Source organism: Dyella sp., from assembly GCF_035685885.1.
Classification (GTDB): domain Bacteria; phylum Pseudomonadota; class Gammaproteobacteria; order Xanthomonadales; family Rhodanobacteraceae; genus Dyella.
On sequence record NZ_DASRZX010000163.1, the window covers coordinates 16,598 to 31,958 of the forward strand.

Sequence of the window (15,361 nt, forward strand, 5' to 3'; positions counted from 1 at the left end):
GGTCAGCGCGTATCGCGAGGCGCCTCCAGCAGCCATGCCTGCGCTGCCTGCAAGGCCGCGTCGCCCGGGCCATCGGAGGACGTGATCACGTCGGGCGCGATGGGACCGTCGTACCGGGTATGCGATCGATCGAGCTCGACACTGGTGGTAAGCGCGATGGCCGCGCCATCAGGCAACTCAAGGGTGCGATTGCCCGTGGGTACGCCTGCCGTAGGCGCGCCGAAGAAGCGCGTGTGGGGTCGTCCATGCAAGGCGATCACCACCGCTTCGCCCGCGCTGGCGGTATGCGGGCCGGTGAGCACGGCGAGTGGCACGGAGCCGAGGTTGGGGATCGGCGGGAGCACCGAGAGCGTCAATCCGGCCACCCAGGGTGCAGACAGGCCCTCGCGGCCCTTGAAATAACCCAGCGGGCCAGTGCCGAGAAAGGCTTTCAGTGCGCCGATCATCGGCCACATGTTGCCGCCGCTGTCGCCGCGCAGGTCGATGATCCACCCGTGTCGCACCTGTGGCTGGATCTGCAGCAAGGGACCCGTCACTTGCGCCACATAGGCATTCGCCGCCCGAGCATCGACGCTTCCGAAGGCAGGCAGCGCGATGTAGCCGATACCGTCCGGATGCAGCTGGACCGTGGCGGGCGTCCAGCGGTTTTCACCCGACCGGTTGGCGCGGTTCTCTTCGCGAGACACAAAATGGCTGTGGTGATCCTGCAGCGCGCCCAGCAATGATTTGATCGCCGGATAGGCTTCGCTGGCCCAGCCGTTTTCGCTCACGTGCGCACGCAGGCTGGGAACCAGCGTGTCCCAGTCCACCGTGGAGGCGCGCAGTGCCTGTTCTTTCACCAGCGTGATGGCCGCCTCCAGTTCCTGCGTGGCATTGCCTGCGCTGGCCGGGTCGATGGCGTCGCCGCGTTCGAGCACGATGTGCCGGAACGAAGCGTCGCCGTCGCCCTGGAGCAGTGCACCGAACACCAGCTTCGTGGCGTCGGGCGGCACGGCAATGCTCACTTCGCGCCGTTCGTCGGCGCGCGTTCCTCGCACATCGTTGGCTTGCGAGTTGGCAAAGGCGACCGGTCCGTGCTCGCCATCGGCGCGCAGCCAGAGGCCTGCACCGCCCGTGGTGTCGGTGGTATCGATGACAGCCGACAGGCGCACCGTGTGTCCACGGAAGTACTCGGCATCAGCGCTGGCCACCGAACTGCCGAACGGGCGTGCCGGCCTTCATGCGAAGCAAGGTGGGTCTGCGCGCCTTCCGAAGACAGTGAGTTGCCCGACGCGGAGAGGCTGTAGTCGTTGCCACCCCTGGACAGCGCCCAGCGGGACTGGGTTGGCGACGTCGCGTCCTGCGCATGCGAGCTGCCGATGGCGAGCGTGCAGGCGAACAGGCAGCGAAGGAGGGCGGCTTGCCCGCCGGTCGATCGGGTGATCCGTGAGGCGAATTGGTTCAAGGTCTGTTCCGTGGCCTTGCGACCGGGCGATGGTAGCGGGCCGCTGGGCATCCATGAAGCCGGCAAGAACTTGCCGGTATCACCTCGTGGCATGCAGGCCACGCGGGCTGCCGTGAACGCAACGAGAAATTTCCATCGTGCGAACGGAGCCAACGCCATGACGCCACCGTGCTGGCCTGGTGACAACTTATGGCGGAACATGCGGCGCGAGCGCCGAAGGTAGACGATCATGAACGTTGCGCAGGAGTTCGAGCCGCTGTATCGCGCCGCGCGATCATTGCCGCTAGGGCAGGGGCCATGCGCGGCCGCGCTGGTGACGATCACCCGCACGCGGGGTTCCACGTTTCGCCGCGCCGGTGCCAGCATGCTGGTACTGCCGGACGGCCATATGATTTGCGAGCTTTCCGGCGGCTGCCCGCAGCGCGACATCGTCCTGCGCGCAACGCAGGTGATCGAACATGGCCGTGCGGCGCTGGTCGGTTATGGCCGCGAGTCCAACTACGACGTGATGATCGAAACCGGCTGCGGCGGCGAGCTTGAAGTGCTCATCGAGCCTTGGCGCGAAACGTCCGACATCGATTTCCTGCATGCCATGGCCAAACTGCGCGCGCAGCGGCAAAGCGGTGCCATGGCGACGGTTTTTGCGACGGATGGCGTGGTCGATACGCCGCGACCGCGGCGGCTGGTTCGTGGAAGCGATGTTTGGTGGCACGACGCGGATGGAACGTCGATGCGCGGCGCGATGGAGTCCGCCATGGCGACGATGCGTGACGCCACGGCCGACACCCTGCGCCTGGACATCGATGGCCGCCTGCATGACGTGCTGCTCGAAGGCATCGAACCTCCGCACGCCCTGCTCGTGGTGGGCGATGGCCTGGGTGCGCGGTTGCTGTGCGACATCGCCGTGCGATTGGGCTGGCACGCCACGCTGTCAACTCCGGCGGCGACCAACATCACGCTGCCTGATGGCATTCGCCATGTCATCGCCACTCCCGGCGCGCTTGCCTCCAAAGTGGTGATCGACGCGATGACTTCGGTGGTGGTCATGACCCATCAGCTGGAACGCGATCTTCAATACCTGAAGGTCCTGCTGGATAGCCCCGCGCCTTACGTCGGCGTGATCGGTTCAAGGCAGCGCGCCGGAAAGATACGCAAGGCGTTTCCTGGCGCGCAGTCGCGACTGCGCGTTCCGGCAGGGCTCGACGTGGGCTCGGAAACACCGCAGGAGATCGCGCTGGCCGTGGCCGCGGAAATCCTGGCTCTGCGCAACGGCCGGCAAGGCGGGCCGCTGTCGCTCTCGCTTTCGTCCATACACGCATGAGCGTGTCTGTCGCGACCGTGGCTGCCGTGTTGCTTGCTGCGGGCGAAGCCAGTCGCTTTGGTGCAGCCAAGCAATGCTTGCCGATCGCTGGCGTTCCGATGGTTCGCCGCGTCGCGGAAATCGTCACGGCCGCTGGTGCGTGGCCTGTCGTCGTGGTCACCGGCGAGCACGCCGCTGACGTCATCCATGGCCTATCCGATTTGGACGTCCATATCCGTCACAACGACGAATGGGCGCAAGGCATGGGTCGTTCGCTGGCCGTCGGCACGACGGCCCTGGCGGGCCTTGCACCGGATGCGGCGATCATGGTGCTTCTGGCCGATCAACCGGCTGTGCGCATCGAAGATCTGCACCGTCTGCTGGAAGCGCATGCGCAGACACCGGAGCGGATCGTTGCGAGCCGCTATGAGGGACACCAGGGGCCTCCCTGTGTATTTCCCCGGGAGTTCGCCGCCGAGTTGCAGGCGTTATCCGGCAGGCAAGGCGCACTCCCGTTGCTGGAACGGCATGCTGACCGCGTGATGGCCATTGACATGCCGCGGGCCGCGATCGACATCGACACGCCCGCGGACTTCGCCGCCTGGCTTGCTGGTGAGGCGTCACGCGACGCCTGACGTTGATCGCGCTTCGGCGGTTTCAGTGCAGGCCGACCGTCCCCTGCGTGGCCGCGAAGATCTTCTGCGTGTCGTAGCCCACGCCCTGCTTGAACACCAGCGGCATGCGTTCGATCGCGCTCGCATCGTGCACCGGGTCACCGTCGATCACCACGATGTCGGCGCGCTTGCCCACGGCGAGGGTGCCGACATCCTTGTCGCGGCCGAGATACTTCGCGCCGTTGGCAGTCGCCACCTTGACGGCCTGCTCGAAGCTGAAGCCTTCCTCGACCAGCAGTTCGATTTCGCGCTTGGAGGAATAACCGGGCACCACGCCGCCGTATCCGGTCGGATCCGTACCCGCGAGCAGCAGGCCACCGGCATCGGAGAACTGTTTTTCGAGGCGCGAGATCTTGGCATAGGCCTCGGGCGTGAACGGGCCCGCCGCGTGCTGTGCCTTGTCCCAGCTGGCCTCGTATGCCTTGCGTACCTCGGGAAGCATCAGCTCCAGCGCGCCCTGCGGCGCCTTCGGCCGTCCGGCGACGAACGTCTCGAACACCGTCAGCGTGGAGGTGAGGGCCACGTGGTGGTCGACCATCAGCTTGATCAACGAAGTGACCTCGGGTGACGCGGGATCGAGCGACTGGAATGTCTTCGTGGCATTGCCGCGCGGACAGTCGTCCGGCTGCTTGTCGTCGCGGAAGTCAGTGGCCACGAAAAAGCCATGCTCGAGATTGTCGATGCCGAGGTGCACCGCTTCGCGATAGGTCACCGAGCACAAATGTCCCGTCACCTTCGCGTGATGTCGATGCGCCACGTCGATCACGCGCTGCAGTTCGGCACGCGTGATATTCATGTAGGCCTTGAAGGATGTCGCGCCTTCGTCGGCCCAGTAGTCGACCGTGCGTTCCGCATCGTCCACGCCGCTCAATGCGTGCACGCCCGGAATGGGCAGGCCCGGACCGTTGAGGTAAGGGCCGGTCGCGTCGATGTCGGGGCCAAGCACGTCGCCGCGGGCAATGGCGTCGCGCACATTGATGTCGGCATACGGCATCATCGAGCCCGCGGTGCGCATCGTGGTGGTGCCGCCAGCGAGATAGAGCCTGGGGAAGCTGTAGCTCATTTCGTTGTATTCGGCGCCGCCCGCCGGATAGAACATGTGCTCGTGCACCATCACGAAACCGGGCAGCAGCGTCTTGCCCTTCGCATCGATCACGGTGGCTTCGCCGGGCACCTTCACCCTGCTGGCTCGACCGAGCGCGACGATGCGGCCGGCGTCGATCACCAGGGTCTGGTCACGCGCTGCCTTGTTGCCCGTGCCATCGACCACGGTCGCGTGCGTGAACGCGATGACGGGTTGCCCGTAGGCAACGAATTCCTTGCCATTGGTCGACATGTCGGCGGCGAGCGCCGACGTCGACAGGATGCCCGCCAGAGCCACTGCCCATACCGATCGCTGCCGCGTCATGCGCCATCCCCTTGGAGTGTGGGCGGCATCCTAGCAAAGGCCTGCGGCGTCGGTTACCCGGCTTCGAGCAGGGCGACCGTGCCCTGGCCGCCATCGGCGCAGATGCTGACGATGGCGCGGGTGCCGGGCGGTTGCGCGGCAAGCTCCTTCACCGCCTGGCTGAGAATGCGTGCGCCGGTCGCACCAAAGGGATGGCCAATCGCCAGGCTGCCACCGTTCGGGTTGAGCCGATCGCGCGGGAAGGTACCGAAATCGCGCTCCACGCCGGCCTTGCGCGCGAGGAACTCCCGGCTCTGCAACGCCGCGATGTGCGCGAGTACCTGGGCGGCGAACGCTTCGTGGATTTCCCACAGGCCGATGTCCTGGTAATTCAGCCCGTGCCGTGCCAACAGGCGGGGAATGGCATAGGCGGGCGCCATCAACAGGCCTTCCGTGCGGAAATCGATCGCGGCGATTTCCCAGTCGACCAGTTTCACGCGGGGCACATGGCTGGGTAATCGCTCCAGGCCTTTCTGGGTGGAAACCCACAGGCTCGCGGCGCCATCGGTCAGCGGCGAAGAATTGCCGGCGGTCAGCGTGCCCTGTCCGCTGGTGCGATCGAATGCCGGCGGCAGCTTGGCCAGCTTTTCCAGCGACGTGTCCGCGCGCGCGATGCTGTCGCGGCGGAAGTCGCCGATGGGAATCACCAAGTCATCGAAGAAGCCGCGGTTCCACGCGTCCACCGTATGGCGATGGCTGTCATAGGCGATCTGGTCCTGATCCTCGCGCGTGAGCTTCCACTCCTTGGCAGTGATCTCGGTGTGCTCGCCCATGCTCAGGCCGCTGGTGCGGTTAACGATGCCGGGGATGTACAGGCTGATGTCGCCCAGCTTGAGCGAAAGCGCGTGCGATACCTTCTCGCCCACCGAGCGTGCCTTCTGGAAGCGGCGAATCCAGTCCGACAGGCGCTGGTTGAGACCGAGCTGGATGCGGCTGAGGCTGTCCACGCCACCGACAAGGGCAAGCTGCATGCTGTCATCGTCAAGCATGCCGGCCGCCTCGATCATGCCGATCATGCTGGTCGAACAGGCCATGATCGTCGAGAACGCGGGAATGGTGGCGGGCGCACCGGCGTCCATCAACACTTCACGCGCCAGGTTGCTCCAGGTGAGGTTGGGCACCACGGTGCCCCACACTGCGACATCGGGCGTCTTTCCGTCTGGAAGGCTGTCCAGCATGTGCCGCACCACGGGCACGGACAGCGCAATGGCGTCGTGCGAAGCCAGCGCGCCGTCGACCTTGGAAAAGGGCGTGCGCACGCCCGCCGCAAGCCACACCGGATGGCGATAACGCGAATGCAGGGTCATGGATGTCCCGTATCGTGGGTTGGAAACGTCAGGCGTCCAAGTGCCAGGGTGCGCCTTCGGGCGCGCCGCGTCCCAGCTTGTCGGGCAGCCGGTCAGTGGCAGCCACGAATTCGAGCGCTACCGAATTGATGCAGTAGCGCTGGTGCGTCGGCGGCGGGCCGTCGTCGAACACATGCCCCTGGTGGCTGCCGCAGCGTGCGCAACGGATCTCCGTGCGGACCATGCCGTAGCCGGTGTCGCGTACATACGTCAGGTGACGTTCGTCGAACGGTGCCGTGAAGCTCGGCCATCCGGTACGACTGTCGAACTTTGCGCCGGCAAGGAACAGTGGCAAGCCGCATAGCCGGCAGCCATACACGCCCGCGCGCTTCTCCGCCAGCAGCACGCCGCAAAACGGCGATTCGGTGCCGTGTTCGAGCAGCACGTCGCGCTCCTCCTGCGTCAGCGCGGAAACGAGCTGGTCAAACTGCAGCGGCGATGGTGGCGAAAGGTCGAACGGGGCAGGTGCACTCACGACATGCTCCTCGGCGATCCTGAAGGGGACGTCCGGCCGTGGCCGGCGACGTGCCCCGACATGGTGGCCTGCGAGGCGGATTCAAGGCGTCAGCTTGCGCTCGGCCGCCTGTTCTTCCTCCACGGTGAGGATGGCCTCGGGCGTGGCCTCCAGCCTTGCCTTGGGAATCGGCTTGCCACTGAGGTCGGACAAGCCGTAACTGCCATCGTCGATCTTCTGCAATGCCCGCTCGATATGGCTGATGCGCGTGGCATCAATATCGCGTTCGGCCTGGCGGATTTCCTCCTGGGCGGAGTCCTGCGCCTCTTCCTCAAATTCCCTGGCTTCGTCGCCGTGCTCTTCGGCGAACGAACGCCGCGCGGCCACGGAGGAAAGCTCGCCACCAAGGACCTGCTGCCGCAAGGCTTCCAGCCGCTTGTGCTGCTGCGCGATGAATTCCGGGCTGAGGTTGGCTTGCTCGGCGGGCATGGGGCGTCTCCGATGAGAGTGTCCGCTAGCTATGGCACACCCATCGTTTTGGTGTGGTGAAGGCGTGCGGCGCCATCCATGCACCGCACGCCGGTTGCGCCTTACCAGCGATACGCCACCTTGCCGTAGACATAGGCGCCGTTGAACCCGAACGGCGAGAACACCGAATAGGGCATGGTGCCGTTGTTGTCGTTGGCTGCGATCACCTTGTCCGGATAGGTGTTGAGCACGTTGTCGCCGCCCACCGTGAAGGTCCAGCGATCCACGTTGTAGTTCACCGCAAGATCCAGGATCCACTTGGCGTCGAAGTCCTGGTCCAGCGATGCCGTGGTGGAGTTGTACGACACGAAGCTGCCGTAGCGCGTCAGCGTGCCGCTGAAGCCCCAGTGACCGACGTTGTAGGCCTCATTGAGGATGAGCTTGCTGCGTGGCGTGGTATCGGCCAGCAGGCCGTATTGGTCGCGGCGGTCGATGCGCTTGAGGTTCACTCCCAGCTGGTTGAGGATCGCCGGGTTCGCCTTGATGTCGGTGACCTTGTTCTTGTTGTAGTTGTAGCTCAGCGTGCTCTGCAGCGTGCCGGCATTGCCAAAGTCGCTGAGGTAGCTGGCCACCAGGTCGACGCCGCGCGTGCGCGTATCCACCGCATTGGTGAAATAGGCGATGCCGCTGTAGTTGATGTTGGTAACGCCGTTCGCAGCCAGGTACGCCTGCACCGTCGGCGAAGTGGTGGCGAGGTTGCTGGACAGCGTGATGCGGTTGTCAATGTCGATCTGGTAGACATCGAGGCTCAGGTTCAGCGCATCGAGCGGATTCCACACCGCACCCAGCGTGTAGTTGTGCGACTTCTCCGGCTCCAGCGGTTGCGCGCCCAGCAACTTGCCTACCTGGCTGTCGACCGGCACCAGGCCTGTGTTGTAGATGCCGGGCGGAAGCCCCAGCGAGTTGCCTGCGCCGTAGTACAGCGACGAGGTGTACGCGTAGTGCTGCTGCGCCAGCGATGGTGCGCGGAAGCCGGTGGAGATGCTGCCGCGCAGGGCAAAGCTGCTGGTGAAGTCGAAGCGACCGGCCAGCGCACCCGAGGTGGTGTTGCCGAAGTCGGTGTAGTCCTCGTGGCGCAACGCCAGTGACGTGCCGAAGCGATCGGTGAGGTTGGTTTCCAGGCTGATGTACTCGGCCACGTCATGGCGACTGAACGAGCCCGCGTTCGATGGCTGGTAACCGCCGAAGCCCTGCGCGCCACCCGACACGCCGGACGTGCCGGTGTACCACGAGGGCAGGTCGCCGGCTTCGATCTTGTAGGTCTGGCGCAGGTATTCCGCGCCGAACGCCAGCGTCACTGGATTGGGCAGCCAGCTGGTGGACAGCTCCTTGGCGATGTCCACGTCGAACGACTGTTGCGAAGCGCTGAGGATGCCGTCGTGGAATGCCGTGGGGCTGTAGCCGAAGTCGTGCAGGAAAGCACGATTCACGCTGTTTTCCGTGGCATAGGACACGCGATTGCCGCCGTAATTGCCGCTGACGTCCCAGCGCCATCCTCCGGCGGTCTTGCCGCGCAGCCCGATCACCAGTGACTGGTCGGTGGAGTCGGCGTGCTCCAGCGGCAGGTATCCGTTGGGGTAGATCGACGGCACCGAGTTGCTGTTGGCGAGGTTGCGGAAGAACGCGGGCGATGTCGTGTCGCGATCGCTGTAGTGACCGAACGCATAGAACTGCACGCCGGGCGTGATGTCGTACTGCGCGTTGAGGAACAGGTTGTGATCCTTCACCGCCGGGTCGCCGTAACGCTGCGTGGTGCCTTCCCATGGGCGCGTGCGATTGGGCTGGGCCCGGTTGGTGTAATCCTGGTTGCCATCCTGCAGCGTGAAACGGATCCAGCCCTTGTCGTTGTTGAGCGGGATGCCGAAGTCGGCCGAGCCCTGCCATTGCCGGCCATCGCCCGCCGAATACTGTCCGCCGGTGACTTCGACATCGCCACCCTGCGCGCCTTTCTTCAGCACGATGTTGATGACGCCGGCGATGGCGTCCGAGCCATATTGCGCGGAAGCGCCATCACGCAGCACTTCGATGTGGTCGATCGCACCGATGGGAATGGTGTTGAGATCCACCGCCTGCGATCCGCGGCCCAGTACGCCGTTCGTGAGCAGGATCGCGCCAGGATGCCAGCGCTTGCCATCCACCAGCACCAATACCTGATCCGGCGAGAGGCCGCGCAGCTGCGCAGGCCGCTGAGAATCGGCGGTGTCCGCCGCGGACGGGCGCGGAAAGGTCAGCGAGGGAATGATGCGTGCGAGCGCGGTGGTGAGTTCGGTGGTGCCGGTCTGCTTGAGCGTGTCGGCAGAGACGACGTCGATCGGCGTGAGCGAGCTGCTTTCGGTGCGATTGTCAGCGCGCGTGCCGGTGACGATGACAGCACTGAGCTTCTTGGCGTTCTCCGGCGTCGACGTATTGGTGTCCTGGGCATGGGCGCTGGAGAAGGCGGCCAGTAGTGCAAGGGAGAGGAGGGTAGGCGTGGCCTTCAGGCCGTTGTGTTGTTTATGCATTTTTTGTATTCCCCACGTGGTTTGTGCGTTGCAACAATTGCAGGCTATACGCTGCCCTCGGAGGTAGTCAACAGCGGTATAGACGTCCAAACATGTCCAATGAGAAATGCTTCCTAGCTCATGACGATTCGTCATGACGGAGCCGGGCCCGAGGGTCCGGCGGGGAGGGTTCAAGCACGGAGGGCGGCGTAGGGACGATGAGGCTGCGCCACGGTGCGCCGCGTCAAGTGCAGGGAGTCGTGGGTTGGTCTTCACGCAGCGTTGATGCTGCGCTGAACCACCTTATGTGCCGTAGAGGTTCCGGGCATTGGCAAAACGCAGCTTGGTTTGCACCCGGGTTGAACGGCTTTTCTGGACAGGATCTTATGGCTCGGCAAAAAGCGCTTCAGATGTACCGCAACATTGGCATCATCGCTCACATCGACGCAGGCAAGACCACCACGACCGAGCGCGTGCTGTATTACACGGGTAAAAAGCACCAGATCGTCGACGTCCACGACACCAAGGAAGGCAAGGGCTCGACCACCACCGATTACCTCGAGCAGGAGCGCAAGCGCGGCATCACCATCCAGTCGGCGGCGGTGTCCACCGAGTGGCGGGGTTACCAGATTAATCTGATCGATACGCCGGGGCATGTCGATTTCACCATCGAGGTGAATCGCAGCCTGCGCGTGCTTGATGGCGCGGTCGTGGTGTTCGATGGCGTGGCCGGCGTGGAACCGCAGACCGAGACCAACTGGCGCCTCGCCGACCAGTACAACGTGCCGCGTCTGTGCTACATCAACAAGATGGACCGCATCGGCGCGAACTTCGCGCACTGCGTGAAGGGCATCCGCGAGCGCCTGGGCGCCAATGTATTGCTGTGCCAGGTGCCGCTGGGAAGCCACGACGAATTCATCGGCATGGCCGATCTCGTGGCTGGCGTCGGTTATCTGTGGAAGGGCGACGACAAGGACAGCCAGTGGGACACGGTGCCGCTCGATGAGATTGCCGGGCGCGTGAATTTCTCCTCCGCAGGCGACCAGGAATGGGTGGCCAACCTTGCCAAGCTGCGCGAAGAAACGCTGGAGCGCGCGTTGTCGATGGACGACGCCGCCTTCGAAAAGCTCATCGAGACCGGCGAGTACGACGCCAAGACCTTGAAGGACTGCATCCGCAAGGGCTGCGTGTCGGGCAAGCTCGTGCCGGTGTTTTGTGGTTCGTCCTATCGCAACAAGGGCGTGCAGCAGTTGCTTGATGGTGTCATCGACTACCTGCCGTATCCGGGCGAGAACGGCGGCATCGCGCTGGTGGATGAGGACGGGCATGTCATTGGCGACCAGGGCGTGGTCGATGAGGCGCCGGCACGCGCGCTGGCCTTCAAGGTGATCAACGATCAGTTCGGCACGCTCACTTTCTGTCGCGTGTATTCGGGAGTCATCAAGCGAGGCGATACCTTGCTCAACGTCACGCGCGGCAGGAAGGAGCGCGTAGGTCGCATCGTTGAAGTGCAGGCCAGCGCCACGCGCGAAATCGAGGAAGTGCGCGCGGGAGACATCTGCGCGTTCGTTTCCATGAAGGAGACGGAAACCGGCGATTCGCTAGCCGAGCCCGCGCATCCCGCGCTGCTAGAACGCATGCGATTCCCGGATCCGGTAATCAGCGTTTCGGTCGAACCCAAGCACCGCAATGACGTGGAAAAGCTTTCCTCCGCGCTCTACAAGATGGTGAAGGCCGATCCCTCGCTGCGCCTGGAGGTCGACAAGGAAACCGGGCAGACCGTGCTCAAGGGCATGGGCGAGCTGCATCTTGAAGTGACCATCGACCGCATGCGCACCGAGCTGGGTGTGGACGCCAACATGGGCAAGCCCAAGGTGAGCTTCCGCGAGGCATTCGGCCAGCCGGTGCAACATACCTACACGCACAAGAAGCAATCGGGTGGCTCGGGCCAGTTCGCCGAAGTGACCATGGTGTTCGAACCGCAGGCGTCCGGGACGGGCGTGGTGTTTGCCGACGAAATCGTGGGTGGTCGCGTGCCGCGCGAGTACATCCCGGCGGTGGAGCATGCCGTTACGGTGGAGTCGCGGGAAGGCCAGGTGGCCGGCTACGAAGTCGTCGATTTCAAGGCGCGACTCATCGACGGCAAGTTCCACGACGTCGATTCGTCCGCACTGGCCTTCGAGATCGCCTCGCGCCAGTGCTTCCGCGAAGCCCAGAGGCTCAGCAGGCCCAAGCTGTTGGAGCCGGTGATGCGGCTGGAAGTGGTGACCGAGGCCGACTACCTGGGCGATGTCATCGGTGATATCAATCGTCGACGTGGCACCGTGAGCGACCAGGGGCAACGTGGCACGCAGGCCTTCGTGCAGGGTTTCGTGCCGCTGGCGGAGATGTTCGGTTACATCAACTTCCTGCGCTCGGCCACCCGCGGGCGCGGCACTTTCACGATGGAATTCGACCACTACATGGAAGTGCCGCCCAACCTGGTGGACAAGCTGATGGAGAAGGAAACGAAGTAGCCCATGTGGCGAGAAGTGCCGTGAACGAAAAAAGCCCGGGCAAGGTTCGGGCTCTTCCAGGTAACGCGCGAGCCGGATCGTCATGTCGGTGTAACAGCGGACGAGATTTCGGCGAATAACTTTCAGGGCTCGTGGCTTGCCTCGCTGCACCTGCGTGGAGGCAACGAGGTTTTAGTGTGCGATGGGGGGATGGTTCACCTGGCAAATACCGACACCGGGGCATCGTTGATGGACGCGTGCCGCGGATGGCGATATGCCCGCCGCGGCCCTGGCCGATTTCAAGAAGTACTCAGTGGCGGCCTTGGGGCGTGAAGGCGGAATCGGCATGCGGATGCGATGGCCTCTGTCATGTCGCCTTGGTTTTCATCTTGGCTGGCCTTGCCGATTTTTGTACGGGCCATGCTTTTGTTTTCATCCGGCGCCGATGCGCTCTTCCAACCCCGCAGGAACATTCTCCATGAGCATGATTACTACGAAAGACGGGACGCAGATTTATTACAAGGATTTGGGTCAGGGCCAGCCGGTCGTGTTCTCGCACGGTTGGCCGCTGACGGCCGATGCGTGGGATGCGCAGATGATGTTCCTGAGTTCGCACGGCTATCGCACCATTGCGCACGATCGCCGCAGCCATGGCCGTTCGTCCCAGGCCTGGGACGGCAACGACATGGATACCTACGCTGATGACCTGGCGGCAGTGATCGAAAAACTCGACCTCAAGAATATCGTGCTGGTTGGCCATTCCACGGGTGGTGGCGAGGTGTCCCATTACATCGGTCGTCACGGCAACGCACGCGTGGCCAAGATCGTGCTGATCGGCGCGGTGCCGCCGATCATGCTGAAGACGGCGAACAACCCGGGCGGTCTGCCGATCGAGGTATTCGACGACATCCGCAAGAAGACCTTCGATGACCGTTCGCAGTTTTTCCTGGACCTGTCAGCGCCGTTCTACGGCGCCAATCGCCCCAACTCCAAGGCGACCCAGGGCATGCGTGACTCGTTCTGGGCGCAGGGCATGTCAGGCGGCCTGAAGGGCCAGTACGACTGCATCAAGCAGTTCTCGGAGGTGGACTACACCCCGGATCTGCGGAAGATCGAGGTGCCGGCGCTGGTGATCCATGGCGATGACGACCAGATCGTGCCGATCGATGCCGCGGGCCGCCTCTCGGCCAAGATCATCAAGAACGCCACGCTGAAGGTTTATCCGGGCGCACCGCACGGCCTCACGGCGACACATCAGGATCAGGTGAACCAGGATCTGCTGGAGTTCATCCGCTCCTGAACCGGCGCGCCGGCCGCATGACGTGGCCGGCGCTTCGATGGTGTGTCGCTCCTCACTTGCACATCGTCATGGCGGTTTTTACCGTGACGAACGATATTTCGGGCGAGCGGGTCTGGTCGCGACGTTTTCCGCTGGTCTTGCAGCACTGTAGCGAATCGGCGCACATCGTCTGTTTTCGCAAGAGTTCATCCCTGACATTCCGCCGGAGTCATCGCATGCGCATGTCCGCCAGGTTGTTTGTGCTCGCCATGGCCTGCGCCACCGAGGCAAGTGTGCAGGCATCGGCTGTGCAGGAGGTCGTCGTCGCCCCGGTTGTGGCGGTGGGCCCGCAATATGACACCACGCATGTCTATGTTGCTCCGGCCGACGTGGATCGTTTCGTTGAAAGTTTCCTGGCGACGTTCGGCGGACAAAGCACGAAGCAGGGCATCGCCACCGTTACGCCGACGCCCAGCAGCACCAGTACCCAGTTGCTGCAGACGCCGGCGGGCACCGTATCCCTGTTTGGCTTCCGCACGCCGATCCCTCATCCCTTCGGTGAGGAGCGCACGGGTTACCTGGTGAAGGATCTCGACGTGGCGATCAAGGCCGCCCGCGCGGCCGGCGCCGACGTCATCGTGCAGCCGTTCGCAGACCCCATCGGTCGCGACGCGGTGGTCCAGTGGCCGGGTGGCGTCAACATGCAGCTCTACTGGCACAACACGGCGCCGCAGTACGCGGCCTTGCAGACCATTCCCGAGAATCGCGTCTACGTGTCGCCAGATCGCGCAGAGGCATTCGTGAAAGCCTTCATCGCGTTTTCGCACGGCAAGGTGGTATCGGATGAAGCGCGGGCGCCGGGCGTGGAGATCGGCCGTCCCGGAGATGTGTTCCGTCGTATCCGCGTGGATTCCACGTTTGGCAAGATGGCCGTGTTTGTCACCGACGGCCACCTGCCATTTCCCTATGGCCACGAGATCACCGGATACGAAGTGGCTGATCTGTCCGCCACGCTTGACCGGGCCAGGGCGCATGGCGTGAAAGTGCTGGTCGAGCCACTCGTGAGCGAGGGGCGCACGTCGTCGGTGGTGGAGTTTCCGGGTGGCTATGTGGCGGAGATTCACGCCAATGGCGTTTACTGAGCGCGGGCTGGAAGTGCGCCATGGCGGCCCCGCCAGCGGCGAGGAGCGCTAACGCATGACCGAGAAACCCTGGCTGCCCACCATCCTCAGCGTGATGGCTGGCTATGTCGACACATCCGGCTTTCTTGCGCTGCACGGCCTGTTCACCGCCCACGTCACGGGCAACTTCGTCACTATCGGTGCGGCGCTGGTGTCCGGTACATCCGGCATCGTTGCCAAGCTGCTGGCATTGCCGGTGTTCTGTCTCTTTGTCATCGGCGCACGCCTGCTGCATTACCAGCTTGTCGATCATGGACAGCCCGTGGTTCGTTCGCTGCTGGCGATCAAGCTGGTGTTGCTCGTGCTGGCCATGGCGCTTGCCATCCGCTGCGGCCCGTTTCCGCAGGGGGATAGTTGGGCAGCGACGCTTACGGGCATGACCCTGGTGGGTGCCATGGCTATCCAGAACGCCTTGCATCGCGTGCACCTGGCCAGCGCGCCGCCGTCGACCCTGATGACCGGAACGACCACGCAGATCATGCTGGACGTGGCCGACCGCATGCGGGGTGTGCCCGATGAACAGAGGGCTCCCATCGACGCACGCCTGCGTCGCATGAGCGTCGCAGTGATGGCATTTGCCGTCGGCTGCGCCGCAGGTGCCTTGTTGTATGCCGTTGGTGGCATGTGGTGTTTTGCCGTGCCTCCGCTGCTGGCCGTGGCCGCACTCTGGCGCCATGCCGACGCGGCGGCGCCAGCGACATCGAAATGACATCTGACCGTCCATACTCACCGA

Annotated in this window: 12 protein-coding genes; 6 read left to right on the plus strand and 6 right to left on the minus strand. The window is 64.0% G+C overall.

The window, feature by feature from the left end; genetic code table 11:
- Positions 1–2: 2 nt before the first annotated feature.
- On the minus strand, positions 3–1,190 hold the full coding sequence (locus VFG49_RS18845) for a S41 family peptidase (protein WP_324863467.1): 1,188 nt from the start codon (positions 1,188–1,190) through the stop codon (positions 3–5).
- Positions 1,191–1,673: 483 nt separating this feature from the next.
- Between VFG49_RS18845 and VFG49_RS18850 the strand changes: the two genes are divergently transcribed.
- Positions 1,674–2,765, plus strand: a complete 1,092-nt coding sequence (locus VFG49_RS18850) for an XdhC family protein (protein ID WP_324863469.1) — start codon at positions 1,674–1,676, stop codon at positions 2,763–2,765.
- A gap of 26 nt (positions 2,766–2,791) precedes the next feature.
- On the plus strand, positions 2,792–3,379 hold the full coding sequence (locus VFG49_RS18855) for a nucleotidyltransferase family protein (RefSeq protein ID WP_324863471.1): 588 nt from the start codon (positions 2,792–2,794) through the stop codon (positions 3,377–3,379).
- Between the two features lie 22 nt (positions 3,380–3,401).
- On the opposite strand, the gene VFG49_RS18860 is transcribed toward VFG49_RS18855, so the two are convergent.
- The 5 genes from VFG49_RS18860 to VFG49_RS18880 form a co-directional block, all read right to left on the minus strand.
- Positions 3,402–4,826, minus strand: coding sequence for an amidohydrolase family protein (locus tag VFG49_RS18860; RefSeq protein ID WP_324863473.1), 1,425 nt, complete (start codon positions 4,824–4,826; stop codon positions 3,402–3,404).
- A gap of 53 nt (positions 4,827–4,879) precedes the next feature.
- Positions 4,880–6,172, minus strand: a complete 1,293-nt coding sequence (locus VFG49_RS18865; protein WP_324863476.1) for an acetyl-CoA C-acyltransferase — start codon at positions 6,170–6,172, stop codon at positions 4,880–4,882.
- A gap of 28 nt (positions 6,173–6,200) precedes the next feature.
- The gene (gene msrB / locus VFG49_RS18870) at positions 6,201–6,686 is read right to left on the minus strand and encodes a peptide-methionine (R)-S-oxide reductase MsrB (RefSeq protein ID WP_324863478.1); all 486 of its coding nucleotides are present in this window, start codon (positions 6,684–6,686) and stop codon (positions 6,201–6,203) included.
- An 81-nt stretch (positions 6,687–6,767) separates the two neighbouring features.
- Positions 6,768–7,154, minus strand: a complete 387-nt coding sequence (locus VFG49_RS18875; protein ID WP_324863480.1) for a TraR/DksA family transcriptional regulator — start codon at positions 7,152–7,154, stop codon at positions 6,768–6,770.
- Positions 7,155–7,255: 101 nt separating this feature from the next.
- Entirely contained in the window at positions 7,256–9,694 is a 2,439-nt protein-coding gene (locus VFG49_RS18880) for a TonB-dependent receptor (RefSeq protein ID WP_324863482.1), read from the minus strand.
- Positions 9,695–10,059: 365 nt separating this feature from the next.
- On the opposite strand from VFG49_RS18880, the gene fusA reads away from it, so the two are divergent.
- The 4 genes from fusA (at position 10,060) to VFG49_RS18900 (ending at position 15,337) form a co-directional block, all read left to right on the plus strand.
- Positions 10,060–12,189 carry an elongation factor G gene (fusA, locus tag VFG49_RS18885; protein WP_324863484.1) on the plus strand — a complete coding sequence of 710 codons (2,130 nt, stop codon included), beginning with the start codon at positions 10,060–10,062 and terminating at the stop codon, positions 12,187–12,189.
- Between the two features lie 457 nt (positions 12,190–12,646).
- On the plus strand, positions 12,647–13,468 hold the full coding sequence (locus VFG49_RS18890) for an alpha/beta hydrolase (protein WP_324863486.1): 822 nt from the start codon (positions 12,647–12,649) through the stop codon (positions 13,466–13,468).
- Between the two features lie 215 nt (positions 13,469–13,683).
- Complete coding sequence (locus tag VFG49_RS18895; RefSeq protein WP_324863488.1) at positions 13,684–14,589, plus strand: glyoxalase; 906 nt, start codon at positions 13,684–13,686, stop codon at positions 14,587–14,589.
- Between the two features lie 55 nt (positions 14,590–14,644).
- Positions 14,645–15,337: a YoaK family protein gene (locus VFG49_RS18900; RefSeq protein ID WP_324863490.1), complete on the plus strand. Its 693-nt coding sequence runs from the start codon at positions 14,645–14,647 to the stop codon at positions 15,335–15,337.
- The last annotated feature ends 24 nt before the right edge of the window (positions 15,338–15,361 follow it).

Bases quoted from the DNA above. Each gene is read 5' to 3' on its own strand.
- VFG49_RS18850 (WP_324863469.1), top strand. From the start codon at position 1,674: ATGAACGTTGCGCAGGAGTTCGAGCCGCTGTATCGCGCCGCGCGATCA.
- VFG49_RS18895 (WP_324863488.1), top strand. From the start codon at position 13,684: ATGCGCATGTCCGCCAGGTTGTTTGTGCTCGCCATGGCCTGCGCCACC.
- VFG49_RS18860 (WP_324863473.1), bottom strand. From the start codon at position 4,826: ATGACGCGGCAGCGATCGGTATGGGCAGTGGCTCTGGCGGGCATCCTG.
- VFG49_RS18900 (WP_324863490.1), top strand. From the start codon at position 14,645: ATGACCGAGAAACCCTGGCTGCCCACCATCCTCAGCGTGATGGCTGGC.
- VFG49_RS18865 (WP_324863476.1), bottom strand. From the start codon at position 6,172: ATGACCCTGCATTCGCGTTATCGCCATCCGGTGTGGCTTGCGGCGGGC.
- VFG49_RS18890 (WP_324863486.1), top strand. From the start codon at position 12,647: ATGAGCATGATTACTACGAAAGACGGGACGCAGATTTATTACAAGGAT.
- VFG49_RS18880 (WP_324863482.1), bottom strand. From the start codon at position 9,694: ATGCATAAACAACACAACGGCCTGAAGGCCACGCCTACCCTCCTCTCC.
- fusA (WP_324863484.1), top strand. From the start codon at position 10,060: ATGGCTCGGCAAAAAGCGCTTCAGATGTACCGCAACATTGGCATCATC.
- VFG49_RS18875 (WP_324863480.1), bottom strand. From the start codon at position 7,154: ATGCCCGCCGAGCAAGCCAACCTCAGCCCGGAATTCATCGCGCAGCAG.